We start from the raw sequence: 25617 nt of genomic DNA on the forward strand, positions 1-25617 counted from the left end.
CACACCCCGGCCCGCCACGGCTGTGGCTGGGCTGGCGTCCGTGAACGCGGGGAACGAGGTGTCCGCGGCAGGCCCGTGTCCCGCTGCTCACGCACCTGGGCCGACGGCGTTGTCCGCCGTACCACCCGGGCGGTGCCCCTCCTGTGCCCCGCCCGCCGGGCGCCGGGCCTTCCCGCCGCCCTTGAAGCGCTCCAGGGTGCGGGTCAGCTGCTGGAGCGGGGACGTGGCGGGCGCATCCTGCCGCGGGTCGGGGACGGCCGGCTCGGGCTGCGCGGCGGCCGACTCCCGGTAGACGGCGAGGGCCTCGTGGGCGCGCTCGGCGGCCTCCCGGTACAGGTCCCGGGACCTGGTCATCGCCTCCAGCGCCTCGGCGTACATCTTCACCAGCGCCCGCTCGCGCGCCAGCTCCTCCTCCAGGGTCAGCAGGTGCCAGTCCTGGCGCAGCGCGGTCAGCACCTCCTCGGCCCCCTCCGGCAGCGGGCGCGGCAAGGCGGCGAAGCGGGTCACGGCGGCGAGCAGCTCGGCCGGCTGCGAGCCGTCGAGGAAGACACTCCGTACGGCGTAGTCGTCACCGTCGTACCCCTCGGGCGCCGGGGCGCCGGGCAGCACCACGGCACCGCCGCGCGGCACCTGCACCCCGAACTCCCGCAGCGCCCAGTTCACGGACCGCAGCTGCTGCGGCGCGGCGCGGTGCTCCACGACGCGGTGCCGCAGCCCGGGCGGCAGCAACCGCGCAAACGGCAGGCGGCCGCGCGCGTCGGGGGTCATCGCCTCGTGGACGACGACGTGGACGGCCCAGCCTGCGCGCGCGGCACCCCTCAGGACGCGCCGCAGCTCCTTGTCGTCCGGCGGGAGCGGGTTGATGCCCAAGAACCGCAGCCCGGCGCCGGTCTCCGCGTCGTGGTCCCAGGCCGTGCCGGTGCCGGCACCGTCCGGCCAGAACATCGTCACCGGCGACGGCCACCGCGGATCCCACGGGGCCTCGGCCTCCGCGGCCAGCATCCACGCGAGTCCCTCCGCCGCCTCGTGCGCCAGCGACAGCCTGGCCCGGACGGTCACCGCGTCGCCGGTCTCCCAGCGCGCCTCGAAGACCCGCTCCGGCGCGTCCTCGGTCCCGGGCAGCTCCCTCCAGTCGCGGATCACCCCGCTCTCCTTGAGCTGCTGCGCATGCCGCCGGAGCACGTCCTCCGCGGCGGATCCGGCATGGCGGCCACGAGCCAGCCACACCGTGGGGGGAGTCAGGGGGCGGACGGAGGTGGAGGTCGGCATGAGTCCATCTGTCAATGGGGGCGGGGTGCGACTGCCAGTATGTCGCCGCGGCCGGTCCCGGTCACCCCGGGGGTCACCCGGCGTGGCGGCGGTCCACCTGCGGTCATGTGCAAGGTCGGCGATGGTGGGCAGGAGGACATCGGCCGGCCGCACGGCTGCGGACCCGAGAAGGAGTGACCCCCTGTGAACGTGGACCTCGGCGGGCGGACCGCGCTGGTGACAGGCTCCTCCCAGGGCATCGGAGCGGCGATCGCGGCGGGCCTTGCCCGCGCGGGCGCCCGCGTCGGCGTCAACGGCCGTGACGCCGAACGCCTCGGAAGGAGCGTCGGGAAACTGCGGGCGGAGGTGCCGGAGGGGGATTTCGTCCCCGTCGCCGCCGATCTGGGCGACGAGCAGGACGCCGCCCGTGCCGTGGACGCCCTGCCCGACGTCGACATCCTGGTCAACAACCTCGGCATCTTCGGACCCACCCCCGCCCTGGAGATCACCGACGACGAATGGCGCCGCTACTTCGACGTCAACGTCCTCTCCGCGGTCCGGCTGATCCGTTCCTATCTGCCCCGGATGACCGGCCGGGGGTGGGGCCGGGTGCTGAACATCGCGAGCGACTCCGCCGTCGTCATCCCGGCCGAGATGATCCATTACGGCATGTCGAAGACCGCGCTGCTCGCGGTGAGCCGCGGCTTCGCGAAGGAGGCGGCGGGCAGCGGCGTCACGGTGAACTCCGTCATCGCCGGCCCCACCCACACCGAGGGTGTCGAGGACTTCGTCCGCCGGCTCGTCGACCGGGATCTGCCCTGGGACGAGGCCCAGCGTGCCTTCATGCGGGACCACCGCCCGCAGTCACTGCTCCAGCGCCTGATCGAGCCCGAGGAGATCGCGAACCTCGTCGTCTACCTCAGCTCACCCCTGGCGTCCGCGACCACGGGCGCGGCGGTGCGGGTCGACGGCGGCTACGTGGACTCGATCCTGCCCTAGGGGCCCCGAGGAGGCTCTTGCGGCTCACCATCCCGTCACCAGCAGGTGGTTGACGAGCAGCGCGACCGCGGCCTGGGCCGCCAGCCAGCCGCGGGGGCGGGGCAGGAAGGCACCGGCGGCCAGGAGCCACACGGCGAACGGCAGCCAGATCCGCTCCGTCTCGGCCTTGCTCATCCCGGACAGATCGGCGGCGAGGACGGCGACGAGCGCGGCGAGGAGGAGCACGGCCAGACGTGACTCCGGGCGGCCCAGCAGGCCCGGACCTTCGTGTCGGCCCACCGGCTTCCCGGCCTCGTGGCCGCCCCCCGGATCCCCGTCCCCGCGCGGCCGAAGGAGGGCCCCGCCCGCGCGCACCAGCCCCGCCACCGTCGCCAGACCGACCACCAGCACGGTGCACGCCGGATTCGCCCACACCCAGTACCAGTACGGCCGGACACCCCCGGCGCCCTGGTTGTAACGCTCCACCAGCAGGTGGTACGCCTCCCAGTAGTCGAACCCGGCGAGGGTGAAGGCCAGCGGCACCACGATCACCCCGGCCGTCAACGGCAACCACACCGTCCGCCGGTTCCGCCCGAGGACCAGCACCGCCAGCCCGATCACGCCGACGAGCGTCAGCCCGTACGACAGGTAGCAGGTCAGCCCGAAGAGCAGTCCCGCCCCGAAGGCGGCCATGCGCGGCCGCCGTCCCGTCACCGCCAGCGCGAACAGCGCGACGGCCCACGCGGCGACCGCCGCGAAGTACCCGTCGGCCGACGTCCCCATCCACACCGCACCCGGCGCAAGCACCAGGAACGGCGCCGCCCGCCGCGCGAGCCCCTCCGCGGCCAGCGCCCGGACCGTGACCAGCACGGCCACCACCGCGGTGGCCCCCACGGTGATGCACCAGACGCCCGCCCAGGCACCGCCGCCCAGCCCGATCCGGTCGAGCAGCACGAAGGTGAGGGTGGCCGCCGGCGGATGACCGGCGACGTGTGCGGGCCAGTGGTCGGGGCCCTGGATCACGATGTACTCGGTGAAGTGCCGCAGCGTCGCCGGAATGTCCTGGAAGCGGTCGATGACCTGGAGGTACTCGTAGCGCGTCGTCAGCCGTTCGGCCACGCCCCGGTGCCAGCCGTCGACCAGGGCCAGCGACCATGTCCACGCCATCGTGGCGGCGCAGGCCACGGCGAGCAGCGCGCGCCACGGCAGCCGGGCTGCCAGCCCGGGCCCGTACACCACCACCGCGACGGCCACCACCACGGCGGCCGGGGTGCCGGGCCCGAGGTGCGGTCCCCAGGAGGCGAGCAGCGGGGGCCAGTTGACGAACAGCGTGCCGTCGGTGTCCTCGATGTGGCGGCCGACCAGCACCGCCGCCACGAAGAGCAGCACGGCGGCCAGGGCGGCGGCCAGGTCACGGAGATGAGAGGAGCGCATCACACGCAGGACGCTAGGCCGCCGACGGCCGCGTGAGGGCGTCCGGCGCCCCGACGTCAGCGTTTTGTCATGGGTCGCGCGGCGCCTTCCCCGCCGTTCCAGGCCTACCGTCAGGACATGCGCGACCAACGGCTTCCCTCCTCGCCCGGCTTCTGGCGCAGCCCCCTGCGCGGCCCCCGGTTCACCGCCGTGCTGGGGATCGTCCTGCTCGTGGGCATCACGGTGCTCTTCGTGACCGGACTGCTGTCGTACGCGGCCTACAACCCGAACCTGTCGCCGGTGAACGACATGACTCCCGGCAAGGGGATCCTCGGCTTCTACCTGTTCTCCTGGCCGACGAGCCCGTACTGGCTGTACCGCCTCAGCCAGGGCGTCCACGTCACCCTCGGGATCACACTCATCCCCGTCCTGCTGGCCAAGCTGTGGTCGGTGGTGCCCCGGCTGTTCACGCTGCCGCCGGCCCGCTCGCTGGCGCACGCGCTGGAGCGGATCTCGCTGCTCCTGCTGGTCGGGGGCGCCCTCTTCCAGTTCACGACGGGGGTGCTCAACGTCCAGCTGGACTACCTCTTCCCCGGCTCCTTCTACACGCTGCACTTCTACGGCGCCTGGGTGTTCTTCGCCGCGTTCGCCGCGCACGCCGCCCTGAAGCTGCCGATCGCCCTGCGTAATCTGCGCCGGCTCCGCCCGGAGCGGGACGGGAGACCGGAGGAGAACGACCTTCTCTCGCCGCGGCCCGCCGAGCCCACCGTGTCACGGCGGGGCGCGTTCGGGCTGGTCGGCGGCGCCTCGCTGCTGCTGTTCGTCACCTCCGCGGGCCGCAGCTTCGACGGCCCGCTGCGCCAGACCGCCCTCCTCGTGCCGCGCGGGGGACCGGAGCCGGGCAGCGGCCCCGGCGGCTTCCAGATCAACAAGACGGCGGCGTACGCCGGGATCGACGACCGGGAGACCGCGGGCGACACCTGGCGGCTGGTCGTCACGGGTCCGGCGGGCGCCGTCCTGCTCGGCCGGGAGGAGCTGCTGCGGCTGCCGCTGCACAGCGCCGCCCTGCCGATCGCGTGCGTGGAGGGCTGGTCGACCTCCGACCAGTGGTGGCGCGGCGTACGGCTGCGGGACCTCGCCGCCCTCGCCGGGTACGACGAGCCGGCCGACGTCCTGGTGGAGTCCCTGCAACGGCGCGGCGCCTTCCGCCGGGCCGCGCTGCGCGCCAACCAGGTGGCCGACCCGCGCTCCCTGCTTGCCCTGGACGTCAACGGCGAGCCGCTGACCCTCGACCACGGCTACCCCGCCCGGATCATCGTGCCCGCCGCGCCGGGCGTGCTGAACACCAAATGGGTGGCCCGGATGACCTTCGGAGACCTCTGATGCCCCCCACGCTGCCCCGGCCGCGCCTCGCCGTCGGGAGCCCGTTCCAGATCCTGCTGCTCGCCTGCTCGTTCGCGCTCGCCGGGTACGCGGGCGTACGGCTGCTCGCGGGCGACTGGTTCGGGGTCGTGCTCTGGTTCGTGGGCGCGGCCCTGCTGCACGACCTGGTGCTGCTGCCGCTGTACTCGGCGGCCGACCGGGCCCTCACGGGCACGCTGGGCGCCGCACGGCGACGGGAGTGGGTGCCGTACGTCCGGGTCCCGGCCGTTCTGTCCGGCCTGTTGCTGCTCGTGTGGTTCCCGCTGATCAGCGGGAGCGTCGACGAGCGCTACCGGCTGGTCACCGGGCTCTCGGCGGACGGATTCCTCGGCCGCTGGCTGCTGATCACCGCCGTGCTGTTCGGCGGCTCGGCACTGCTGCTGGCACTGCGGGTGCGCAGGGCGACGAAGCGGCGGCCGCCCACCGACCACTGACCGTCCACGGCGAGGCCCAGCACGCGCGCGAGCCGCAGCAGGGCCGGGGTGCCGAGGCGGGCCCACGGAAACGGGGCGCCCGTCGCGCCCTGCCCGTCGGTCACACGGACCTGTACGCGTTCGTCGATGTCCACGGTGACCGTCTCGGCGAGCACCAGACCGCCGGGCGCGAGCAGCCGGGCCAGCCGGCCGAGCAACGCGTGCGGGTCGCCGCCGATGCCGATGTTGCCGTCCATCAGCAGGGCGGTGCCCCACCGGCGCTCGCCGGGCAGCGACTGGAAGACCGACCGGTGCAGGGCCTGGCCGCCGAGGCGCGCGGTGCGCGCGACGGCGGCCTCGCTGACATCGACACCCAGCGCCCGCCGGCCCCGGGCGGCGAGTTCGGCGACCAGCCGGCCGGGGCCGCAGCCGACGTCGAGCACGGCGCCCTCGCAGCGGTCCAGCACGGTGAGGTCGGCCTCGTCCGGACGGGCGCACCACCGCTCCACGTCCAGCGGGAGCAGCCGGCCGTCGCTGCGGCGCAGGAACAGCGGGCCGCGGCCGGTGCGCAGGGCGCGCGCATAGGGGTCGTCGGCGGTCCAGGGAAGCAGCCGCCCGGTCCGCGTCGCCTCGTAGGGGGCGCTCATCGGCCGGTGGCCGCCCGCAGCCGGGCCACTTCGGCGGCGAACCGGCCGCGCGGCGCCAGCTCCGCCACCGCCGCCACGTCGGCGGCCGTGTCGACGTCCCGCAGCCGGGGCAGCTCCCGCACCCGCAGCCCGGCGGAGGTCAGCCGGTCGTGCTGAACGGCTCCGGTCACGGGCGTCGACATGGGGACGCCGCGCAGCAGTTCCGGCGCGGGCTCGGCGAGCCCCAGCGCCCAGAAGCCGCCGTCCTCGGCCGGGCCGAAGTACGCGTCACACCGGGCGAAGTCCACGGTCAGCAGCTCCGGCGTCACCTGCGGTGTGTCCATCCCGATCAGCAGCGCCGGCCCGGCACATCCGGCGAAGGCCGCCGCCAGCCGCTCGTCCAGCCCGCCGGCGCACTGCGGTACGACGTCGAAGCCCGGCGGCAGCCAGGGCCCCGGACGTCCGTCCAGCACCAGGACCCGGCGGCGGGCCGGAGTCGCGGCCACCGCGTGCAGCGTGTCCACCAGGGCGGCCTCGGCCAGCGCGGCCGCCTCGGCGGGCGTGAACGGCGGCGTGAGCCGCGTCTTGACGCGTCCGGAGCGTGGCTCCTTGGCGATGACGAGGAGCGTGGTCATCGGTGGCTACCCTCCCGTGCCGAAGCGGGCTCGGCCAGCACACGGCGCATGTCCCGTACCGCCTGCCAGGTGCCACGCCAGGTTCCGGTCACCTTGGACGCGCCGGTGCGGGGCAGATACGGCACGTCGTGCTCGGCGACGCGCCAGCCGGCGTCGGCGGCGCGCACGACCATCTGGAGCGGATAGCCGCTGCGCCGGTCGGTGAGTTCCAGGGTGAGCAGTGCCTCACGCCGGGCTGCCCGCAGCGGGCCCAAATCGTGCAGCCGCAGTCCGGTGCGCCGACGCAGCAGCACCGCCAGGGCGAGGTTGCCCGCACGCGCGTGCGCGGGCCAGGCCCTCCTGCCACGCGGCCTGCGCCGGCCCAGGACCAGGTCGGTCTCGCCGGCCCGCACCTCGCGCACGAACGGGACGAGGAGGGACGGGTCGAGCGAGGCGTCGCAGTCGCAGAAGCACACGACGTCGGCGGTCGCGGCGGTGAGTCCCGCGTGGCAGGCGGCGCCGAAGCCGCGGCGCGGTTCGTGGACCACGGTCGCGCCGAGCGCGCGGGCGACGTCCGCCGAGCCGTCGGTGGAGCCGTTGTCCACGACGAGGGCACGCCATCCGGCGGGGATGCGTTCCAGCACCCAGGGAAGGGCCTCGGCCTCGTTCAGACAGGGGAGGACCACGTCGACGGGCGGGGGTGGGGGAGGGGTTGTCACGGGTTCACCCTACGAATGGGAAACGGGCATATCGGGCTTCCGACTGCTTACGGAACACGGACGTCAGGGGAGCGTGGGACCCTGCTCCGCGCCCAGCTCGGCGCGCGCGAACTCCCGCATCCCGTCCGCGAATCCGACGCCGGGCTTCCAGCCCAGCCGGCAGCGGAGCCGGGCGGAGTCGGCGGTGATGTGGCGAACGTCGCCCAGCCGGTACTCGCCGGTCACCACCGGCTCCGGTCCGCCGTACGCGGCTGCCAGAGCCCGCGCCATCTCGCCCACCGTGTGCGGCTCACCGCTGCCGGTGTTGTACGCCGTGAGCGCGCCCGGCTCCGAACTCGCCTCCAGCGCGGCCACGTTGGCCGCCGCCACATCGCGTACGTGGACGAAGTCCCGCCGCTGCCGACCGTCCTCGAACACGCGCGGCGCCTCGCCCCGGGCGAGCGCGGAGCGGAAGAAGGAGGCCACCCCGGCGTAGGGCGTGTCGCGGGGCATCCGGGGCCCGTACACGTTGTGGTACCGCAACGACACCGCCGAGCCTCCCGTGGCCCGCGCCCACGCCGCCGCCAGATGCTCCTGTGCGAGCTTCGTCGTCGCGTACACGTTGCGCGGATCGAGCGGCGCGTCCTCCTCGACCAGGCCGGGCTCCAGAGCGGCACCGCAGTCGGGGCACGGGGGCTCGAAGCGTCCCGCCGCCAGGTCGGCGACCGCTCGCGGTCCGGGCCGCACCGTGCCGTGCCGCGGGCAGCGGTAGCGCCCCTCGCCGTACACCACCATCGATCCCGCCAGCACCAGCCGGCGTACGCCCGTCTGACCCATGGCGGTGAGCAGCACCGCCGTACCGAGGTCGTTGCTGGAGACGTACTCGGGCGCGTCGGCGAAACCCGTGCCCAGCCCGACCATCGCCGCCTGATGGCAGACGGCGTCGATGCCGGGCAGGGCGCGGCGTACGGCATCGAGGTCCCGTACGTCCGAGCGGGGATCCCCGCGTACGTCGTACACGACGGGTTCGTGCCCGGCCGCCGCCAGTGCCTCGACGACATGGGACCCGATGAATCCGGCACCGCCGGTGATCAGTACGCGCATGGCCACACGCTAGGTCGGCACACCGGGCCAGGAGCCGCACCGCGCCCGTCATGTCACCGGTCCGTAAGACGCCGAGGGGCCCGGCGGATCGCCGGGCCCCTCACCGCCGGGTTCGCCCGGCGCCTACGCGCCGCTCTCCCGCAGCATGTCCTCACGCTCGACGATCTTCACGCGCTCGCGGCCCTGCGGCTCGCCCAGCGCCTTCTCGGCGGCGTCCAGCCTGTACCAGCCGTCCCACGTCGTGAAGCGGACGTTCCGCTCGGCCAGGAAGGCGTCGACGGCCTCGGGGGCCGGCGCCGACGGGGTGTGCAGCCGGCTGTGGGCGAAGTCGTCCAGCAGGTTGGCCACCGTCTCGTTGGCGTCGCCCTTCGTGTGGCCGATGAGTCCGACCGGGCCCCGGCGGATCCAGCCGGTGACGTACACCGACTGAAGGTGCGTGCCGCCCTCCTCGATGACGCGGCCGCCCTCGTCGGGGACGGTGCCGGAGTCGAGGTCCCAGGGCAGCTTGGGCAGCTTGTCGGAGAGGTAGCCGACGGCCCGGTAGACCGCCGTGACGTCCCAGTCGGTGACGTTGCCGGTGCCCTTGACGTTGCCGGTGCCGTCCAGCTCGGTGCGCTCGGTGCGCAGGCCCACGACCTTGCCGTCCTCGCCCAGGATCTCGCTGGGGGACTCGAAGAAGTGCAGGAACAGCTTGTGCGGGCGGTCGCCGACGTCGCGGATCGCCCAGTTCTCCAGAGTCTTGGCGACCATGTCGGCCTGCTTGTTGCCGCGCCGGGTCTCGATCGAGCCGTCGTCGTAGTCGATGTCCTCGGGGTCGACGATGACCTCGATGCTGGGCGAGTGGTCGAGTTCGCGCAGCTCCATCGGGCTGAACTTGGCCTGCGCCGGGCCGCGCCGGCCGAAGACGTGGATCTCCTTGGCCCGGTTGGCCCGCAGGCCCTCGTGGACGTTCGGCGGGATCTCCGTCGGCAGCAGCTCCTCCGCGGTCTTGGCGAGGATGCGCGCCACGTCGAGCGCCACGTTGCCGACCCCGAGGACGGCGACCTTCTCCGCCTCCAGCGGCCAGGTGCGCGGCACGTCCGGGTGGCCGTCGTACCAGGACACGAAGTCGGCGGCACCGTACGAGCCGTCGAGCTCGATACCCGGGATCGGCAGCGCGCGGTCGGCCGTGGCGCCGGTGGAGAAGATCACGGCGTCGTAGAACGAGCGCAGGTCGTCCAGGCTGATGTCGGCCGGGTAGTCGACATTGCCGAAGAGCCGTATCTGCGGCTTGTCGAGGACCTGGTGGAGGGCCGTGATGATGCCCTTGATGCGGGGGTGGTCGGGGGCGACGCCGTAACGGATCAGACCGAACGGCGCCGGCATCCGCTCGAAGAGGTCGATGGACACGCCGGGTTCGGCGGCCACGCCGGACTTGAGCAGGGCGTCGGCGGCGTAGATCCCGGCCGGGCCGGCTCCGACGATGGCTACCCGCAGCGGGCGCGTCATGATCAGGTTCCCTTCGAGCGATGATGATGCGACTCGACGGGAAGCCTAAGCTAAGGCATGCCTAACCTGGTACGCGGGTCCGCTCTATGAGCTCATAAGGCCATCTTATGGGAACCATAAGTTGCTCGTGGGGCCCCTGGGCCTGCCGCCCGCCGTCGCTTCGCTACCCCTGCCCGGGGCCGAGCGCGAACCTGCCCGCCGGCCCTGCGCTGCCCATCCGTCGCCGCCGTCCGGCCGCGGGCGAAGCCGCGACGGTGCTGCCCGTCCACCGGAACGCGCTCCGGGCCTCACTCCGCCTGCCCGGCGCCCGGGGCGATCACGACCTTGCCGACGGCGGTGCCGGACTCGGCGTGCCGCAGCGCCGCGGCGGCCTCCCGGAGCGGGTAGACCCGGTCGATCCTGGTCTCGATCGTGCCGGACCGCAGTAGCTCGAAGATCATCGTCAGGTCCTTCCGCAGCTCGGCCCGGTACCGCTCGGGGCGCCGCGCCTTGCCCGCCCACAGATTGAAGAAGCAGGCGCTGCGCCCGTTGGGCAGCGCGTTCCGGACCGCGAGCTTCGCGATCAGCTTCAGGACCGCGACCGTGCCGCTGCCCGCCTGGTCGCGGGTCGAGGCGCTGCCGTACGAGACGAGGGTGCCGCCGGGTGCGAGCATCCGCCAGGAGTCGTCGATGCCCTTGCCGCCCACGTGGTCGAAGACCGCCGCGACCCCGCCCGGGGCCAGCTCGCGGACACGGGCGGCGACGTCGCCGCGGTAGTCGACCGGGGTGGCGCCCATGGCGGCGACCGCTTCCTGGTTGCGGGCGGAGGCGGTGCCGATGACGTGGATGCCGCTACTGCGGGCCAGCTGGACCAGCACGCTGCCGACGCCGCCGTTGGCGCCGTGGACGAGGACGGTGTCACCGCTGCGGGTCTTCGCCGTGCGGAACAGCATCCGCCAGGCCGTCGCGCCGTTGGTGACCAGCGTCTCGGCCTCCGCCGCCGTGATCCCCTCGGGGACGGCCACCAGATCCGCCGCGTCGAGGAGGGCGTGGCCGGCCCAGCCGCCGGTCTTGGTGAGGGCGGCGACGCGCTGCCCCACGGCCACGTGGGCGGACTGTCCGGAACCGAGTTCCTCGACGACGCCGACGAGGTCGTAGCCGGGTACGAACGGGAACTTCGGCATGTCGTAGTACTTGCCCCGCCGCATCTGCTGCTCGGCGAAGGTCACGCCGCTGGCCTCGACCCGCACCAGGGCCTGACCCGGGCCCGGCTTCGGCAGCTCCCGGACCCTCAGCTCGAGGCTCTCGGGCTCTCCGGCTGCGGGGAGGACGACTTCGGTGGCCTTCATGACTGAGGCTCCTTCTTCACGGGGTGAGTGGTCAGCGTGTGTGTGGTTAACCACTCACACATGCGGTGCAAGGGGAGGCTGCTGTCGGTCCGGTGGGGGATCGGATGGCCGCCCGGGTCGGTTCGCTCGGGTCAGTAGTGCGCGATGCCCGCCGCGAGCGTGCGCGTCCAGGGCGCGTCGACGGCGGTGGCGTCGATGGAGACGATCAGGTGGCAGAGCATGCCCGTGGCGAAGAACTGCTGGATCTGCTCGGCGCCGCCGCCGGAGGCGCCGCGTACGTACTCGACCGTCCGGGCGTACCCGGCCCTGACGGCGTCCCTGACGGCCGGCTCCGAGATGGCCGCCGCCTGGGCGTGCAGCTGCACCAGCAGCAGGTCGTTGTCGCTGATCAGGCGGGCGTAGGCGTCGCCCATCGACTCCAGTACCGCCTCCGGCGTGCTGCCCTTCGCCTCGGCGGCGCCCCGTTCGAAGGCGGCGCGCACCTGGACGAAGCACTGCTCCACCACGGCGGTGAACAGCGCCTCCTTGTTCGGGAACAGCCGGTAGACGTAGGCCTGCGAGATCCCGGCCGCCTTGGCCACCTCGGTCGTGGTGGTGCCGAAATAGCCGCGCGCCGCGAACGCCCCGATGGCGGTGCGCAGGACGGTCTCCCTGCGCTCCTCGGCGGTGGAGAGCCGGCGCTGTTCTGTCTTCATGTGAGTACTTAACCACTCACACTTCGACCGGTCAAGGGGCGCTGGTCCGGCGGACCAGCACGGGCGTGGGGACGGCAGGCGCGGAGGACGGCACCCTCGCCGCGTGTGCGGTCAGCCTGCCCGCGCGCGGGCCGTCAGCCCGTGACGCAGGCACTCGCTCAGATCGGCCGCGATGCTCCCGTCGGGGTCCAGGCGGGGGTTGAAGATCGTGACGTCCAGGCCGACGGCCCGCTCGTCACCCAGGGCCGTGCTCAGCACGTCCTCCAGCTCCAGCCACGTCAGCCCACCGGGCTGGCGGTAGTCGACGGCGGGCATGACCGCGTCGTCCAGGACGTCGACGTCCAGGTGGACCCAGTAGCCGCCGGGCACGCCGGACAGTCGCTCGACTGCCCGGCGCGCGGCCGTTCCGGCGCCGACGGCGCGTACCCCGTCGAGGTCCAGCGCGTACAGCCCGGGTGGCAGGGGCTGCATGCCGAACTCCGCGGATTCCACGGCGTCCCGGTAACCGAGGACGACCACGTCGCCGTCGCGCACCAGGGGCCCGCGGCCCCCGATGTCGGTGAGCAGCCGGGGGCCACGGCCCGTGACCAGGGCCAGATCCATCGAGGCGGCCTCGCCCGCGGGCTCCGCCTCGGGCTGGTAGAAGTCGGTGTGCCCGTCGAGGAACAGCAGGCCGTGGCGGCCGCGCCGCTTCAGGGCCAGCAGGTTGCCGAGCAGGATGCTGCAGTCGCCGCCGAGCACGACGGGAAAGCGGCCGGAGTCGAGCACGGCGCCGAGCGCGTCGGCGAGCCGGACCGAGTACTGCGCGATGCCGGTGCAGTTGAGGACGCCGGTGCCGGGGTCCCGCGTCGCGTCGTAGGGGGGCGGTTCGACCCGGCCGGCCCGTACCGCGCCCGGGACGTCCAGCAGCCCGGCGGCCAGCAGTGCCGCGGGGAGGTCCTCGACGCCGGACGGCCGCAGCCCCAGGACGGAGGGCGCCTCGATGATCGCCAGTTCCTGCACGGCACAGTCCCTTCGCCGGCGGGCGCCCGCGGGGGACGTCGCCTTCGGCCCCTCGTCGCGGTCCATCACCTTCCGGCCATCGTCGCCCAGAACCGGCCCCGGCGCCCTGTCAGCCGGCCGGGTCCTCGTCGCGCCGGCAGTACAGGAACAGGTGCGGCTCGGGGATCGCGTCCGGATGCGCCGGGGTGAAGACCGTGCGCTCCTGCCGGAGCACCGTCAGTCCCGCGTCGACCGCCGTCGCGGCGAACTCCTCTGCGCCGAAACTCGTCACCCGCACGGGCTGCCCCATGAAGACGGCCTCGACGTCCTCCACGTCCAGCGGCACGGTGGCGAGCACCAGACGGCCGCCGGGCCGCACCGCCCGCGCCAGCCGCCCGACGAGGACGGACTGCTCCGCGCGGGACAGCTGGAGCAGGGAGAAGTACACGCACACCGCGTCGAACGAACGGTCCGGCAGGGACATTTCGCGGATGTCGGCGCACCGGAAGGCGGCGCCCGGCACCTGCCGGGCCGCGAGGTCCACCATCACGGGCGACACATCGACACCGAGGACGTGGTGGCCCGCGTCGGCAAGCATCCGTGCCGTGGGCCGTCCGGTCCCGCTGCCGACGTCCAGCACCCGGCTGCCGGGCTTCAGCTGCCCGAGCAGCCACTCCAGCGACGCCCGGTGCGCCCGCGAACCCGCGAACGCCCTTTCGTACGACTCCCCGATCGCGTCGAACACGGTGGCGGCGTCCGGCCGGTGATCCCCGTCGGTCACGATGCTTCCCCTCTCACGGGTGGTGCCGGGCATCGTTCCACTCACGGGCCGGGGTCACAACGGCGGCGACGGCACGCGGGACGCCCGCGCCTCCGCGTGTGTCGCGGGGCGAACATCCGGCTGACGCCGGGGGGCTCGGGACTCCGGGCTCTGGACTCGGGACTCCGGACTTCGGACTTCGGACTCGGGGCTCGGGGCTCAGGACTGCGGGCTCAGGGCTCGGTGCTCGGGTTCGGCGCGCCGGTGGAAGCGCTCCGGGGGAAAGGCTCCCGGGCAAGGTTCCGGGGGAGGGGCCGGGTAGCGGCGGTTGCGGCCGCCTGGGGCGGCACGGCAGGGTGCGGGCGTGACCACCTTGCTGATCGTGCATCACACGCCCTCGCCCAACTGCCAGGCCCTGCTCGAAGCGGTGATCTCCGGTGCGACGACGCCGGAGATCGAGAACGTCCGGGTCGAGCGCCGCGCGGCGCTGTCCGCGACCGCGTCCGACGTGCTGGCCGCCGACGGCTGTCTGCTGGGCACCCCGGCGAACCTCGGCTACATGTCGGGCGCCCTCAAGCACTTCTTCGACCAGGTCTACTACCCGTGCCTGGACGAGACGCGAGGCCGGCCCTTCGGCTACTACGTGCACGGCGGCAGCGACGTCACGGGCGCGGTGCGCGGCATCGAGTCGGTCACGACGGGGCTGGGCTGGCGGCGCACGGCAGAGGCGGTCACGGTGACCGGCGAGCCGGACCGGGCCGACCTCGAGCGCGCGTGGGAACTGGGGGCGACGGTCGCCGCCGGGCTCATGGCACCGTAGCGGCCGGGGCTGCCCGCAACGGCCGAGCCCCGGCCCAGGCCGCGATCACTCCGCCGTCCGGCCGGCCCCGGCCGTCGGAGGAGGTGCCGGATACCGCTCGGCCAACTGGACCATCAGCAGCAGGAGCAGCGCCGCCAGCGAGGCCATCGACGCACTCACCGCCGTGAGGCCGGCGCTCCAGGGCGGGGCCACCGTGAGGTCCAGCGCCCGTGACAGGCCCGCCGAATGGACGCGGTTCTCCAGCAGCCCGGCCCCCGCCAGCCCGGCGGGCATCAGCATCCCCGTCATCAGCGCCGGAACACTGGCCCGCAGCGCCAGCACGACGGCGAGGACGAGGCACACCCCGGACATACCGAGCGCGAGCGCGTACACGCCGAGCGGCGCGCCGTCCCGGCGCAGCGGGAAGTAGGCCGCACCGCACACGACGAGTGCCGCGGCGGCGAGCCAGCTCGGCCAGAACACCGGCCGCCCGGGCTGAACCGGACGACGGGTACGCCGTAGCCACAGCTGCCGCCGCGGGCGCCGTGGCGCGATCCGCCGAGGGTGGTCCTGCGCCTGAGCCGTCTCCGGGAGTGTCACGGACGGCCGCAGCGCCGCGGCCGCGGCCAGCGCCTCGCGCCGCCGCTCCTGGCCGAGCCGTCCGATCAGTTCCACGAGTTCCTCCACGGGCCGCCCCGTGGCCGCCGCGCGGACCGCCTCCTGCCCGCAGTGCGACGGCAGCGAGGTGTGGTGCAGCAGGGCCATCAGCCGGGACACGTCGTCGAGGGACCGCCTCTCGACCGCCACACGGATCGTCTCGTCCGCGCTGTCCGCGCCGCGCGGCGGGCTGGTCAGCTCGGCGATCAGACGTGCCACGTCCTCGACGGGACGGTCCACCGCGACCGCCCGCAGCACGGCGACGACGGTCTGCGCGTACTCCGGCGACTGCTCCATCAGCGTGACCAGCCGCACGATCTCCTCCAGCGGCCGATCACTGACGGCGGCGTGGACGAGGTCACCGACCGGGTCCAGAGCCGGTGCGGCGGGCGCGGGCTCCCGTAGCGCGGCGTCAGGTGCCGTGGAGGCTTCGGGAGCCGGTTCGTCCAGGGGGCCCGCGGCATCGAGGAGCGCGGTCGTGTCGTGGCCGAGCACCGTGCCGACGACGTACCGCGTGCCGGCGACGGGGGCGGGAGCCGACGGCGGTTCGCCGGGCGGGACGCTGGGGGCCGGGGGCTCCACGACCGGGGCGGAGCGGTGCGGGGCCGCCGCGACGGGGGCGCTGTGGACCGGTGCCTCGGCGACCGGGGGGCTGCAGGCCGGCGGTTCGATGACCGGGGCGGGGCGGGCAGGTGCCGCCGCGACGGGGGCGCTGAGGATCGGTGCCCCGGCGACCGGGGGGCTGCAGGCCGGCGGTTCCATGACCGGCGCGGGGCGGACCGGCGGCTCCGCGACAGGCGCGCTGTACGCCGCCGGCTCGGCCACGGGGGCGACGGCGGAGGGCGGCTCGCCGGCGGCCGCGGGGTCGCCGAAGAGTATGTGGGCGGGGTTCGACTGCTGTGGTGATGAGCGCGTGGTCATCCTGGGCTCCAAGGGAGTCGTGCGGCCGCTCCTGCGCTGCCGAAGCGCGACACGCGATGTCCCTGACCATTACTAGGGGCGCGCCTGACGCCTCGCCACCCGGGTGCTGCGACCGTGTGACGCCCGGCGTCCGCGTGTGGCGGAAGCCACGCCGGCGAGGAGGGCGGGGCCATGTCGTCCTCGGGGCTCACGGGCTACCGTTTCCGCCCGGACCCTTTCCTCGCCCCCTTCCTCGACCCTGTTTCCCGCGTTTCCCGCGTTTCCCGCGATTCCCGCCCACGACGCGAACGTGTCCTTCGCGCCCGGAATTCGGACGGCCCGGCAGTGCTCGCAGACCTCTCCCCGCTCATCGCGGCGACCGCCCAGTGGCTCACGCGCGCCTACCCGGCGTCCGGCGGCGCCCTTGCCGCAGCCCTGTGCGAGGTGCAGGCGCGGCAGGCCGTGACGGTGGCGGCGTGGGTGCGGTATCCGACACCGATGGACGCCGCACTGGTAGGGATGGCGGGGCCCGGAGGCTCCCAGCGGCTCGACTGGATCACCGGCGTCGACGCAGGCGGGGGCGAGGACCCCGACGGCGACGCCTGGCGCACCTGGGTGGACGAGGTCGTGGCGAGCTGGGCCGCGTGCCTGCTGATCGACCCCGAGCTGGCCGGCCTCGCGGTCGCCGCGCTCGCCGAGGGCGGTCGTGCGACCGGTGGGCCGGCGGAGTTCCGCCGCCTGCTCGCGCCCGGCGTGGACGACCGGCAGGCGGCGGCACTGCTGCGCCACCCCGATCTCCTGGCCCCGGTCGCCGAACTGCACCAGGAGCCGCTGCTGGACCGGCTGGGGCCGGGGCGGGCGCTGATCGCCTGAGATCGCGGCCGACGGGGTTCGCCGGCCGGTGAGCCTCGGCGACCTCGCCGGTCCGCGTCAGCTCACGCCCTCTTCCCGCGCCCCGACAGCGCGTCCCGCACCCGGTCCACCAGCCCCGCGCCCGGGGCCAGCAGCTTGTTCAGCGGCGGCGTGTCCGGGGCCGAGGGGTGCGGGCGGGTCGGCGCCGTCTTCTTCGCCTGGCGGACCTTGTCCCCGAGTTCGTCCAGCGCCTGCGGGGGACACGCGGCGCGCAGTGCCGGGAAGAGGTTCTCCTCCTCGTCCGCCAGGTGCGCGCGGATCTCGGTCATCAGCATGCCGATCAGGCGGTCGAACTCGGGGTCGCCCGCGTCGCATCGCTCCAGGTCCTTCATGATCTGCTCGGCCCTGGCGTGGTCCTCGATCTCCTCGCCGGCCATCGCGTCGCCGTTGGGCACGTGCTCGCGTACCGCCGGGTAGAGGTAGGCCTCCTCCGCCACCGAGTGCCGGACCAGTTCCATCGTGACCTGGTCGGCGTACAGCTTGCGGTCCTTCTCTCCCGGCGCGAGCGCCTCGATGCGGCCGAAGAGCTCCTCGACCTCGCGGTGATCGGTCACCAGCTCGTCGATGACGTTTCCGCCATGTCCCATGATCTCTGCCTCCTGCGTCGGCACGGCGGCTCCGGATGAGATCCGCCACCGCGTACGAGTGCCCTGCCCCCAGGGACCGACACGGCCGCCGCGCCTCACACGCGCCGGCCGTACCGCCGCTCGGGACGCCCGGACACGCCGTACCGCGGGGACATGTCGGCGTTGCCGGTGGCGAGGAAGTGCTCCGGGTAGCGGCGGGCGCTGACGCGGGAGACGCCGGTCAGGGCGGCGCACTCGGCGGCGCAGAGCGTGCCGTCGGCGGAACGCAGCGCGCGCTCCACGCCCGGCCCCACGCGGTCCCCGGGCTGGCCGAGCAGCCGCCGCCCCATCTCGTTGACCAGGGTCGGCCGTTGCTGCGGATCCAGGGCGACCACGCTCTCCGCGATCCCGTACGGCATCGCCTCCCGGTGCTCGGCGAGCCCGGCGATCTCCCGCGGCTCCAGGCCGAGGGTCTGCCGCTTGACCCGCCGGGCCAGCAGCAGCGAACCGGCCAGTCCCGGCGCGCCGGCGATGGTGGTGCCTGATCGCCTCGCTGTGCTGCTGCCCGCGCGGGCAGCAGCCGCGCCCGTGCCCTGCAGATCAGCGATGGTGGTGTCACCGGCCTCGTCGACACGCCGTTCTCGGTGACCGTGTACGCGGTGGTCGCCGTCGTGCCGGCGTGGCCGCTGCTCCGGCGGCTGGTACGCCGAACCGCGCCACGGTGCCGTAGAGCGCCGAAGGCCGGGCCGCCGTACGGCCCGGCCCCGGGAAGGACCGGTCAGACCTGTCCGCGCCAGCCGCCGGACTCCGCACCGCGGTGCTCGATGAACTCCTTGAAGCGCTTGAGATCTCCGGTGACCTGCCGCTTCACCACGCCGAGCTTGTCTCCGACGGTCTCGGTCACACCCTCGGGGTCGTAGTCCAGCTGGAGCATGACCTTGGTCGTGCCGTCGTCGATGCGATGGAAGGTCACGACCCCGGCCTGCTGCGCCTCGCCGCCGATCGTGGTCCAGGCGACCCGCTCGTCCGGGATCTGCTCGGTGATCTCCGCGTCGAACTCCCGCCGCACGCCACCGACCTTCGTCACCCAGTGCGTCAGCGTGTCCGTGCGCTGCTCGATCCGCTCGACACCGCCCATGAACTCGGGGAAGGTCTCGAACTGCGTCCACTGGTTGTAGGCGGTACGGACCGGGACGTCGACCTTGATGGATTCCTCTACCTGCGACATGGAAATCTCCCTCGCTCCGTGCTCTCGGGTCTGCGAATGTCGTGGACATGAGGCCGAGTACCAGGCCGGGCGGCCGTCCAATCATGGTGATCGTCAGGTGATGCGATCCTCGGGCGTGTCCACCTTGCGCCGGTCCTGTTCGTCCCAGGCGCGGGTGTCACGCGGCTCGGTGTACGGCTCGGCCTCGGGCGGATGTCCACCGGCGATGGCTCGCTGACGCGCGGTCTCGGCGTCGAACTCCAGGCCGAGCAGGATGGCCAGATTGGTCACCCACAGCCAGATCAGGAAGATGATGACGCCCGCCATGGTGCCGTACGTCTTGTTGTACGAGGCGAAGTTGGCGACGTAGAAGGCGAAGCCCGCGGACGCGGCCATCCAGATCAGCAGCGCCAGAAAACTGCCCGGCGTGATCCAGCGCCATCCCCTGACCTTGGCGTTCGGGCAGGCCCAGTACAAGGTCGCGATCATGAGCGTCACCAGAAGGACCAGGACCGGCCACTTCGCGATCGACCACACCGTCAGCATGGTGTCGCCGAGGCCCAGGGCGTCCCCGGCCCGGCGGGCCAGACCTCCGCTGAAGACCACGATCACCGCGCTGATCACTGCCATCACCATGAGCAGGACGGTCACGCCGACGCGCACCGGCAGGATCTTCCAGATCGGCCGGCCCTCGGGAACGTCGTACACGGCGTTCGAGGTCCGGATGAACGCCGCCACGTAGCCCGACGCCGACCACACGGCCAGCAGCAGGCCGACGACGGCCAGGATCGAGCCGACACCGGCGTTGTCCTGGAGGTTCTGCACGGCCTGGGTGATGATCTCCCGGCCGGCACCGGGAGCGAACTGCTGAAAATTCTCCAGCAGCCGGTCCGTGACCGACTGGCTCGCGACGCCCAGCAGCGACACCAGCACCAGCAGCGCCGGGAAGAGCGACAGCACCATGTAGTACGTCAGGGCCGCCGCCCGGTCCGTGAGCTCGTCGTCCTTGAACTCGCGCACGCTGCCTTTCAGCACGGCCATCCACGACTGCCTGGAGAGCTTGGTGGGTGATTCGGGCGCCGCCCGCTCCACCTCCGGCCGCGGTCCGGCCTCCTCCGGCGCCGGGTTGTCTCCGTCGCGCTGATCCTTGTGACCTGGGAGATGCAGCTTCGCCATGGCCGCCGAGTAACCGGTATCCGCCGGCCTAAGAGTGCCCGGTCACGAAGCCGGCACGGCGCCGGGCGGGACCGGCGGTGCCGTGGCTCTGGTCCGAACCACGACACCTGACGAAACCGGCTCCGCGGCGCCGGTTTCGCCTGCCCTCCAGGTACCCCAGCTCCTGCGGGCCTGAATCGCGCTTGCCGGGCATTGCGCCGACCGGCCCGGGGCTCAGCTCTGGGGGGTGGACCTGGTGCGGATGTTCTGGGCGACGTCGCGCAGCTTGACGTTGTGCGTCTGGGAGATGCGCTTGAGCACCTCGAAGGCGGCTTCCTCGCTCATCTGGTGGCGCTCGCGCAGGATGCCCATGGCCTCACCGATGGCGTGCCGGGTGTCCATGGCGTGTTCGAGCTGGTCGACCGTGCGGGCGCTGGACAGGGCCACCGCCGCGTGCGAGGCGAGCAGCCAGCCGGCCGTCTCCATCTCCGGTGTGAAGGCGCCGGGCCGGCGGGAGTAGAAGTTCAGGGCGCCGAAGTCGTCGTCCTTGGTGTAGAGCAGGAAACCCATCATGCTGCCCACGCCCAGCTCACGGGCGGCGGGCGCGAAGCGCGGCCAGTCCGGCTGCGACTTGCTCATGTCGGTGATCCGGAAGAGCCGCTCGCCGTCGACCCGCCGGGCCGCGTCGAAGCACGGGCCCTCACCCAGTTCGCCCTGCAACCGGTCGGACTCCTCGACCATGTCCCCGTGTGCCGACAGCGTCACGGCACGGCCCTTGCGCAGGGCCAGGACACCGGCCGCGTCGCAGCCCTCGACCAGCCCGACGCCCCGTTCGGCGATGGCGTCGAGCGTCTCCTGCGTGGAACCCTGCGCCAGCAGATGCCGGGCCAGCTCGGCCATCTGTTCGGCGAACGCACGCCAATCCATCCGTGTCCACCGTCCCGCTCGTCGAACCTTCGTGTAAGAAGGAGCCCGAAGGCCGACCGCCGGGACCCGCCCGCCGGACCTGGCCCCGCCCGTCCCGTACGCACCTTCCAGTACGGGCGTAGGCCGGGCACCGGCTCGGCTGCCCTCTTCGCAGCCTACCGCCAGAACACCGCCCTGTACGACTGAGTGATCATGGCCACGGCCGGTCGGCCCGCCCGCCTGCCGGTCGTCGGCTCGCCGCCTCCCGGCCGGCCCGGCGGGCTCTTGGCCTCCGGCGGCCTCAGCGACCGCCCACCGGCCCGTACGACTGCTCCGGCACCGCGCGCCGCCCGGCACCGCCGGCGCTCTCCGGGCCCGGCAGTGTCCGCCAGTCGAGACGCAGGATCGCCAGGTCGTCGGTGTGCCGCTCGGCGTTGAGGCCACGGACCCTGCCGATCAGCTGGTCGAGATGCTTGCCGGGGTCCACCTCCCGCATCCCGTCGAGGATGCGCAGCAGCCCGTCCACCCCGAGCCGGTCCCGGTCGTCGCCCCCGTACCCCTCGATCAGGCCGTCGGTGTACGCGATCAGCGCGCCTTCCGGCGGCAGCGGCAGGGTCGTCGAGGGCCACTGCCCGAGGCCGGGCACGATGCCGAGGGCGATGCCGTGCGGGGCGGACACCACCTGGGCGCCGGCGGGCCCGACGAGCAGGGGTTCGTGGTGGCCCACCAGATGCAGGGTGACCGTGGCCGCGGCCGGGTCGAGGGTGATGAGGGTGCAGGTGGTGAAGAGGTCGCTGCCGGTGCGCTCGGCCGTGTGGATCTGTTCCAGCAGATGCAGCAGCCGACGGCCCCGGTGGCCACCCAGCGTCAGCGCCCGCCAGGCGATCCGCAGGCAGACGCCGAGGGCGGCGGCGTCGGGGCCGTGTCCGCTGACGTCGCCGATGATCGCGTGGATCTGTCCGTCGCCGGTCTGCACGACGTCCAGGAAGTCGCCGCCCAGCAGTGCCTGCTCCCGTCCGGGGAAGTAGCGGCTGGTCGCGGTGACCGAGTCGGTGGACAGGATCGGCGTCGGCAGCAGCCCGCGCTCCAGGCGCGCGTTCTCCTGTGCGCGCAGCCGGCCGACCCGGAGGTCCGCGCTGGCCCGTTCGGCCTGCTTGCGCTGGACGGCGTAGCGGACGGCCCGCTGGAGCAGATCCGGGTCGACCTTGCCCTTGACCAGGTAGTCCTGGGCCCCGGCGGCCAGCGCGTCCACGCCCGCGTGCGACTCCGCGAGGCCGGTGAGCACGATGACCGCCGCGTGCGTGTGCGTCCGCTGGATCGCCTCGACCGTGCCGAGGCCGAGGGCGTCGGGCAGGTGCAGGTCGAGCAGCACGCAGTCGAAGTGCCGTGCGACGAGTGCGGCGCGTGCCTCGGCGAGCGTCCGGCACCGCACGAGGCTGTGCGGGAGCTCGGTGTCGTACAGCAACTCCTCGACCAGCAGGGCGTCACCGTCGTCGTCCTCGACCAGGACGATGCGGTAGGGCGACTCCGGTTCGACGGCGGACTCTGTCACGGGTGGGCCTCTCGCGCGTCGTCCGCCGTGGCGGAACGCTCGACGGGAAGGGTGAACACGACACGGGTACCGCCGGTGTGACCGGGGTCGATCCGGATGGTCCCGCCGTGGAACTCCACGACCTTCTTGCACATGGCCAGCCCGATCCCGGTGCCCGGATAGGCCTCCCGGGTGTGCAGTCGCTGGAAGAGGACGAAGACCTTCTCCTGGAATTCCGGCTCGATACCGATGCCGTTGTCCGTGACGGCGAACTCCCGCAGACCGTCGCCGGTGTCGCGGACGGTGATCCGGACCTCCGGGGAACGGTCGGGCCGGCGGAACTTGATGGAGTTCGACAGCAGGTTCTGCCAGAGCATGCCCAGCTGGGTCGCGTCGCCCACGACCTTCGGCAGCGGATCGTGCGTGATCCGCGCGCCGCTCTCCTCGATCGTCACGCTGAGGTTGTCCAGGGTGCGGGCGACGACGTCGTCCAGGTCGACCTCCGCGTGGTCGTTGAGCACCCGGCCGACCCGGGAGAACGCGAGCAGGTCGTTGATCAGGACCTGCATACGGTTGGCACCGTCGACCGCGAACGCGATGTACTGGTCGGCGCGTTCGTCGAGTTGCCCGCCGTAGCGCCGCTGCAGCAGCTGGGTGAAGCTGGAGACCTTGCGCAGCGGCTCCTGGAGGTCGTGGGAGGCGACGTAGGCGAACTGCTCCAGTTCGGTGTTGGAGCGCTGCAGATCGGCCGCCTGCTCGTCGAGCGTGCGGCGTGAGCGCTCGCTGAACTCCAGCTCCTTCAGCAGGCGCTCGCGCATCGACTCCACGTCGGAGCCCAACTGCCGTAGGTCGGCGGGTCCGGTGACGGTGATGGGCTGCTCGAATCGGCCGCCGGCCACTTCCCGCGCCGTCTGCCCGAGCCGGCCCAGCGGGCCGGTGATGCCGCGCCGCAGCGCCTCGAAGGCGAGCGCGGCGACCAGCAGGATGAGCAGCGCGATCATCGTGAACGTCCAGTTGCGCAGCGTCATGGCCTGGCGCAGGTCGCTGGAGGCGGCCGCGCGCCGGTCGGCCAGGTGCGTCTGCTGCGTGGCCAGTGCTCGGCGCAGGCTGTCGAAGGTGGCCTTGCCCTCCTGGGCGCGTGCCGAGGTCAGTGCCACGGCTCGGTCCGGTGCCGCCGTCGCGATGGGCACGGCGATCCGGCTCTGCCACCGCAGCGTCAGCTCCCGTACGTTCGCCAGTTCCTCCTCGGCGGCCCCGTCGGACTCCAGGAGCGCGTCCAGCTGCCGCAGTGCCTCCTTCTCGTCGGTGACGCCGCGCGTGTAGGGCTCCAGGAAGTCCCGCCGTCCGGACAGGCCGTAGCCGCGCACGCCGGTCTCCTGGTTCACCAGCGCGGCCTCCAGCCGCACCGCGTTGGTCAGGGCCGGGCCCCGGCGGTCCACGATCTGGTCGGTGAGCTGGGAGGTGCGGGTCATCGCCCAGGTGCCCAGAGCGCCGAGCACGGTCAGCACCGTCAGGGTGACGGCGACGCTCACCCGCAGCCAGCGGCGGGTCGTCCATCCGGCTGTGGCCCCGTGGGCGCCGGGCGGCTGCTCGTTCTTCACGGCCTGCTGAGCTCCTTCACCTGTGACAGGGCCACGTCGAGGCCCAGGCGCACCATACCCGGGTACGACAACAGATGTTGTCGTCGCGGGGTGCGGCCCTCTAGGGTAGGGCCATGTCTGCCTCCCACTTCTCTGTGCCCAGAGGTGACGGGGAGATGTCCGATCTCGTCACGCAGGCGGTCGACGAACTCGCCCTTCGCTGTGCGCAGTACGCGTTCCTGCCGCCGGTCGGCCCCGACGAACCGGCACGCCATCATGCCCTCGCCCACCTGTACGTGCTGGTCCAGGTGGAGCGGGCGGCGCAGCAACTGGCGGACCAGGCGGCACGCGCGGCGGCGGCGGCCGGAGCGGGATACCCCGCGATCGGCCGGGCATCCGGTATGAGCCGGCAAGGAGCCCGCCGTCGCTGGCCCGGCCTGATCACCAGCGGCACCCCACGTCACACCCCTTCCGCTTCCCGGAGTTCATAGTCATGTCCGTCCCCGCCCCCACCCGCCCCTACGACGTACTGCTGGTCGAGGACGACATCGCCGACGCGATGCTCATCCAGGACGCCCTGGCCGCACGCGGTGCCCGCAACCTCACCCAGGTCGCCGACGGCATCGAGGCCCTGGAGTACCTGCGCGATCCGGCGAACCAGCGCCCCGACCTGATCGTCCTCGACCTCAACATGCCGCGTATGAACGGCCGGGAGTTCCTGGCGGTGGTCAAGGAGGACCCCGAACTGCGCACCATTCCGGTGGTGGTGCTGACCACGTCCGCGGCGCCCGACGACGTCTCCGGCGCCTACCGCCACCACGCGAACGCCTATGTGACCAAGCCGGTCAACCTGGAGGAGTTCGAGGAGGCGGTCCGCAGCATCGACACGTTCTACCTGGACGTGGCGATGAAGCCGCCGCGGGGCTGACACCGCGCGCCGCGAGGACCGCTTTACCCCGCGGCGCGGAGTCGCGAAGATCCCTTTCGGGCCGGAAAGATCTCCCTGCACGGCTGTGGGAACCTCTGCCGCGCCTCGTTACCCTCCGCCCATGATTTCCACGGTCGTGTGGGGTACGGGCAATGTCGGCCGCGCGGCCGTCCGCGCCGTCGACGCGCACCCGGCGCTGGGTCTGACGGCCGTACTGGTCGCCGATCCGGCCAAGGTCGGCCGCGACGCGGGTGAACTGAGCGGACTGGGCCGCACACTGGGCGTGGCGGCGACGGCGGACGTCGCCGCCGTGCTCGCGGCCGGCCCGCGCGCGGTCGTGTACGCGGCCTCCGGTGACGTACGGCCCGACGAGGCCCTGCGGGACCTCGAACGGGCCGTGCGGGCAGGGGCGGTGGTCGTCACGCCGTCCGTCTACGGCATGTACGACCACCGGGGCGCCCCGCCCGAGATCAGGGACCCGCTGCTGGAGGCCGTCGCGGCCGGCGGTGGATCCCTGTTCGTCTCCGGCGTGGACCGCATCGGGTCCTGGCTGGCGTTCGGCCGGCTCAACCATGTGCTGGGGCTGGACAGCGTCTGTGTCCTGCCCCAGCGTTAGTACTCCAGCCGTAGATCGTGATCTCGATCGTGAGGGGCGCCGAGGAGGCAGCTGGCAGCGTCGATCATCTGGACGAGACCGACCACGCCGTC

25 protein-coding genes and 2 pseudogenes are annotated in these 25617 nt (G+C 73.2%); 7 read left to right on the forward strand and 20 right to left on the reverse strand.

The window, feature by feature from the left end:
* Nucleotides 1-87: 87 nt before the first annotated feature.
* Nucleotides 88-1269 (reverse strand): hypothetical protein, encoded by a 1182-nt coding sequence (locus ACGF8A_RS16085; protein WP_393108464.1) that lies wholly within the window; start codon nucleotides 1267-1269, stop codon nucleotides 88-90.
* A gap of 183 nt (nucleotides 1270-1452) precedes the next feature.
* Here ACGF8A_RS16085 and ACGF8A_RS16090 point away from each other — a divergent pair, with 183 nt between their 5' ends.
* Nucleotides 1453-2247 carry an SDR family NAD(P)-dependent oxidoreductase gene (locus ACGF8A_RS16090; protein WP_393108466.1) on the forward strand — a complete coding sequence of 265 codons (795 nt, stop codon included), beginning with the start codon at nucleotides 1453-1455 and terminating at the stop codon, nucleotides 2245-2247.
* Between the two features lie 24 nt (nucleotides 2248-2271).
* Here ACGF8A_RS16090 and ACGF8A_RS16095 read toward each other — a convergent pair whose 3' ends face one another.
* Nucleotides 2272-3660 carry a hypothetical protein gene (locus ACGF8A_RS16095; protein ID WP_393108528.1) on the reverse strand — a complete coding sequence of 463 codons (1389 nt, stop codon included), beginning with the start codon at nucleotides 3658-3660 and terminating at the stop codon, nucleotides 2272-2274.
* A gap of 117 nt (nucleotides 3661-3777) precedes the next feature.
* On the opposite strand from ACGF8A_RS16095, the gene ACGF8A_RS16100 reads away from it, so the two are divergent.
* Nucleotides 3778-5022 (forward strand): molybdopterin-dependent oxidoreductase, encoded by a 1245-nt coding sequence (locus ACGF8A_RS16100; RefSeq protein WP_393108468.1) that lies wholly within the window; start codon nucleotides 3778-3780, stop codon nucleotides 5020-5022.
* Nucleotides 5023-5350: 328 nt separating this feature from the next.
* Here ACGF8A_RS16100 and ACGF8A_RS16105 read toward each other — a convergent pair whose 3' ends face one another.
* From ACGF8A_RS16105 to ACGF8A_RS16145, 9 genes are all read right to left on the reverse strand, one after another.
* Nucleotides 5351-6121, reverse strand: coding sequence for a methyltransferase domain-containing protein (locus ACGF8A_RS16105; RefSeq protein ID WP_393108470.1), 771 nt, complete (start codon nucleotides 6119-6121; stop codon nucleotides 5351-5353).
* The gene (locus tag ACGF8A_RS16110; RefSeq protein WP_393108472.1) at nucleotides 6118-6735 is read right to left on the reverse strand and encodes a DUF2064 domain-containing protein; all 618 of its coding nucleotides are present in this window, start codon (nucleotides 6733-6735) and stop codon (nucleotides 6118-6120) included. Before ACGF8A_RS16110 ends, ACGF8A_RS16105 begins: the two co-directional genes overlap by 4 nt.
* On the reverse strand, nucleotides 6732-7433 hold the full coding sequence (locus ACGF8A_RS16115; RefSeq protein WP_393108474.1) for a glycosyltransferase family 2 protein: 702 nt from the start codon (nucleotides 7431-7433) through the stop codon (nucleotides 6732-6734). Before ACGF8A_RS16115 ends, ACGF8A_RS16110 begins: the two co-directional genes overlap by 4 nt.
* Before the next feature lie 63 nt (nucleotides 7434-7496).
* The gene (locus tag ACGF8A_RS16120) at nucleotides 7497-8516 is read right to left on the reverse strand and encodes an NAD-dependent epimerase/dehydratase family protein (RefSeq protein ID WP_393108476.1); all 1020 of its coding nucleotides are present in this window, start codon (nucleotides 8514-8516) and stop codon (nucleotides 7497-7499) included.
* A gap of 123 nt (nucleotides 8517-8639) precedes the next feature.
* Entirely contained in the window at nucleotides 8640-10004 is a 1365-nt protein-coding gene (locus tag ACGF8A_RS16125) for an FAD-dependent oxidoreductase (protein ID WP_393108478.1), read from the reverse strand.
* 287 nt (nucleotides 10005-10291) lie between these two features.
* Nucleotides 10292-11332 (reverse strand): medium chain dehydrogenase/reductase family protein, encoded by a 1041-nt coding sequence (locus ACGF8A_RS16130; protein WP_393108480.1) that lies wholly within the window; start codon nucleotides 11330-11332, stop codon nucleotides 10292-10294.
* Between the two features lie 131 nt (nucleotides 11333-11463).
* The gene (locus ACGF8A_RS16135) at nucleotides 11464-12027 is read right to left on the reverse strand and encodes a TetR/AcrR family transcriptional regulator (RefSeq protein WP_393108482.1); all 564 of its coding nucleotides are present in this window, start codon (nucleotides 12025-12027) and stop codon (nucleotides 11464-11466) included.
* A gap of 111 nt (nucleotides 12028-12138) precedes the next feature.
* On the reverse strand, nucleotides 12139-13095 hold the full coding sequence (locus ACGF8A_RS16140; RefSeq protein WP_393108484.1) for an arginase family protein: 957 nt from the start codon (nucleotides 13093-13095) through the stop codon (nucleotides 12139-12141).
* Between the two features lie 43 nt (nucleotides 13096-13138).
* Nucleotides 13139-13822 (reverse strand): class I SAM-dependent methyltransferase, encoded by a 684-nt coding sequence (locus tag ACGF8A_RS16145; RefSeq protein ID WP_393108486.1) that lies wholly within the window; start codon nucleotides 13820-13822, stop codon nucleotides 13139-13141.
* A gap of 310 nt (nucleotides 13823-14132) precedes the next feature.
* Here ACGF8A_RS16145 and ACGF8A_RS16150 point away from each other — a divergent pair, with 310 nt between their 5' ends.
* Nucleotides 14133-14588 (forward strand): flavodoxin family protein, encoded by a 456-nt coding sequence (locus ACGF8A_RS16150; RefSeq protein ID WP_393108488.1) that lies wholly within the window; start codon nucleotides 14133-14135, stop codon nucleotides 14586-14588.
* 45 nt (nucleotides 14589-14633) lie between these two features.
* Here the strand turns inward: ACGF8A_RS16150 and ACGF8A_RS16155 are convergent, their stop codons facing one another.
* Nucleotides 14634-16145, reverse strand: coding sequence for a hypothetical protein (locus ACGF8A_RS16155; protein WP_393108490.1), 1512 nt, complete (start codon nucleotides 16143-16145; stop codon nucleotides 14634-14636).
* A 324-nt stretch (nucleotides 16146-16469) separates the two neighbouring features.
* Between ACGF8A_RS16155 and ACGF8A_RS16160 the strand changes: the two genes are divergently transcribed.
* A complete protein-coding gene (locus tag ACGF8A_RS16160) occupies nucleotides 16470-16997 on the forward strand; it encodes a hypothetical protein (protein ID WP_393108492.1) in 528 nt (175 codons plus the stop codon).
* 62 nt (nucleotides 16998-17059) lie between these two features.
* Here ACGF8A_RS16160 and ACGF8A_RS16165 read toward each other — a convergent pair whose 3' ends face one another.
* The 8 genes and pseudogenes from ACGF8A_RS16165 to ACGF8A_RS16200 all read right to left on the reverse strand — a co-directional run bounded on the left by ACGF8A_RS16165 (nucleotide 17060) and on the right by ACGF8A_RS16200 (nucleotide 24002).
* Nucleotides 17060-17623: a hemerythrin domain-containing protein gene (locus ACGF8A_RS16165; protein WP_393108494.1), complete on the reverse strand. Its 564-nt coding sequence runs from the start codon at nucleotides 17621-17623 to the stop codon at nucleotides 17060-17062.
* Nucleotides 17624-17718: 95 nt separating this feature from the next.
* Nucleotides 17719-17904, reverse strand: a pseudogene (locus ACGF8A_RS16170) (two-component system response regulator); the annotation flags it as partial.
* 5 nt (nucleotides 17905-17909) lie between these two features.
* Nucleotides 17910-18123 (reverse strand): annotated as a pseudogene (locus ACGF8A_RS16175) (ATPase); the annotation flags it as partial.
* 257 nt (nucleotides 18124-18380) lie between these two features.
* Entirely contained in the window at nucleotides 18381-18830 is a 450-nt protein-coding gene (locus ACGF8A_RS16180) for an SRPBCC family protein (protein ID WP_393108495.1), read from the reverse strand.
* Between the two features lie 93 nt (nucleotides 18831-18923).
* Entirely contained in the window at nucleotides 18924-19985 is a 1062-nt protein-coding gene (locus ACGF8A_RS16185) for a YihY/virulence factor BrkB family protein (RefSeq protein ID WP_393108497.1), read from the reverse strand.
* Between the two features lie 213 nt (nucleotides 19986-20198).
* Entirely contained in the window at nucleotides 20199-20891 is a 693-nt protein-coding gene (locus ACGF8A_RS16190; RefSeq protein WP_393108499.1) for a GAF and ANTAR domain-containing protein, read from the reverse strand.
* A 280-nt stretch (nucleotides 20892-21171) separates the two neighbouring features.
* Nucleotides 21172-22422, reverse strand: coding sequence for a PP2C family protein-serine/threonine phosphatase (locus tag ACGF8A_RS16195; protein ID WP_393108501.1), 1251 nt, complete (start codon nucleotides 22420-22422; stop codon nucleotides 21172-21174).
* Nucleotides 22419-24002 carry an ATP-binding protein gene (locus ACGF8A_RS16200; protein ID WP_393108504.1) on the reverse strand — a complete coding sequence of 528 codons (1584 nt, stop codon included), beginning with the start codon at nucleotides 24000-24002 and terminating at the stop codon, nucleotides 22419-22421. The genes ACGF8A_RS16195 and ACGF8A_RS16200 overlap by 4 nt, the downstream gene beginning before the upstream one ends.
* 155 nt (nucleotides 24003-24157) lie before the next feature.
* Here ACGF8A_RS16200 and ACGF8A_RS16205 point away from each other — a divergent pair, with 155 nt between their 5' ends.
* The 3 genes from ACGF8A_RS16205 (at nucleotide 24158) to ACGF8A_RS16215 (ending at nucleotide 25525) form a co-directional block, all read left to right on the forward strand.
* Nucleotides 24158-24472, forward strand: a complete 315-nt coding sequence (locus tag ACGF8A_RS16205; protein WP_393108506.1) for a hypothetical protein — start codon at nucleotides 24158-24160, stop codon at nucleotides 24470-24472.
* A 2-nt stretch (nucleotides 24473-24474) separates the two neighbouring features.
* Entirely contained in the window at nucleotides 24475-24909 is a 435-nt protein-coding gene (locus ACGF8A_RS16210; RefSeq protein WP_393108508.1) for a response regulator, read from the forward strand.
* Nucleotides 24910-25030: 121 nt separating this feature from the next.
* A complete protein-coding gene (locus ACGF8A_RS16215; RefSeq protein WP_393108510.1) occupies nucleotides 25031-25525 on the forward strand; it encodes a hypothetical protein in 495 nt (164 codons plus the stop codon).
* Nucleotides 25526-25617: the final 92 nt, after the last annotated feature.

It is taken from the genome of Streptomyces sp. NPDC047706, from assembly GCF_043204795.1.
Classification (GTDB): domain Bacteria; phylum Actinomycetota; class Actinomycetes; order Streptomycetales; family Streptomycetaceae; genus Streptomyces.

Excerpts from the sequence above, each read along its gene's own strand:
- ACGF8A_RS16085 (WP_393108464.1), bottom strand. The coding sequence starts at position 1,269 with ATGCCGACCTCCACCTCCGTCCGCCCCCTGACTCCCCCCACGGTGTGG.
- ACGF8A_RS16095 (WP_393108528.1), bottom strand. The coding sequence starts at position 3,660 with ATGCGCTCCTCTCATCTCCGTGACCTGGCCGCCGCCCTGGCCGCCGTG.
- ACGF8A_RS16100 (WP_393108468.1), top strand. The coding sequence starts at position 3,778 with ATGCGCGACCAACGGCTTCCCTCCTCGCCCGGCTTCTGGCGCAGCCCC.
- ACGF8A_RS16105 (WP_393108470.1), bottom strand. The coding sequence starts at position 6,121 with ATGAGCGCCCCCTACGAGGCGACGCGGACCGGGCGGCTGCTTCCCTGG.
- ACGF8A_RS16110 (WP_393108472.1), bottom strand. The coding sequence starts at position 6,735 with ATGACCACGCTCCTCGTCATCGCCAAGGAGCCACGCTCCGGACGCGTC.
- ACGF8A_RS16120 (WP_393108476.1), bottom strand. The coding sequence starts at position 8,516 with ATGCGCGTACTGATCACCGGCGGTGCCGGATTCATCGGGTCCCATGTC.
- ACGF8A_RS16125 (WP_393108478.1), bottom strand. The coding sequence starts at position 10,004 with ATGACGCGCCCGCTGCGGGTAGCCATCGTCGGAGCCGGCCCGGCCGGG.
- ACGF8A_RS16130 (WP_393108480.1), bottom strand. The coding sequence starts at position 11,332 with ATGAAGGCCACCGAAGTCGTCCTCCCCGCAGCCGGAGAGCCCGAGAGC.
- ACGF8A_RS16135 (WP_393108482.1), bottom strand. The coding sequence starts at position 12,027 with ATGAAGACAGAACAGCGCCGGCTCTCCACCGCCGAGGAGCGCAGGGAG.
- ACGF8A_RS16140 (WP_393108484.1), bottom strand. The coding sequence starts at position 13,095 with ATGGACCGCGACGAGGGGCCGAAGGCGACGTCCCCCGCGGGCGCCCGC.
- ACGF8A_RS16145 (WP_393108486.1), bottom strand. The coding sequence starts at position 13,822 with ATGCCCGGCACCACCCGTGAGAGGGGAAGCATCGTGACCGACGGGGAT.
- ACGF8A_RS16155 (WP_393108490.1), bottom strand. The coding sequence starts at position 16,145 with ATGACCACGCGCTCATCACCACAGCAGTCGAACCCCGCCCACATACTC.
- ACGF8A_RS16165 (WP_393108494.1), bottom strand. The coding sequence starts at position 17,623 with ATGGGACATGGCGGAAACGTCATCGACGAGCTGGTGACCGATCACCGC.
- ACGF8A_RS16180 (WP_393108495.1), bottom strand. The coding sequence starts at position 18,830 with ATGTCGCAGGTAGAGGAATCCATCAAGGTCGACGTCCCGGTCCGTACC.
- ACGF8A_RS16185 (WP_393108497.1), bottom strand. The coding sequence starts at position 19,985 with ATGGCGAAGCTGCATCTCCCAGGTCACAAGGATCAGCGCGACGGAGAC.
- ACGF8A_RS16190 (WP_393108499.1), bottom strand. The coding sequence starts at position 20,891 with ATGGATTGGCGTGCGTTCGCCGAACAGATGGCCGAGCTGGCCCGGCAT.
- ACGF8A_RS16205 (WP_393108506.1), top strand. The coding sequence starts at position 24,158 with ATGTCCGATCTCGTCACGCAGGCGGTCGACGAACTCGCCCTTCGCTGT.
- ACGF8A_RS16210 (WP_393108508.1), top strand. The coding sequence starts at position 24,475 with ATGTCCGTCCCCGCCCCCACCCGCCCCTACGACGTACTGCTGGTCGAG.
- ACGF8A_RS16215 (WP_393108510.1), top strand. The coding sequence starts at position 25,031 with ATGATTTCCACGGTCGTGTGGGGTACGGGCAATGTCGGCCGCGCGGCC.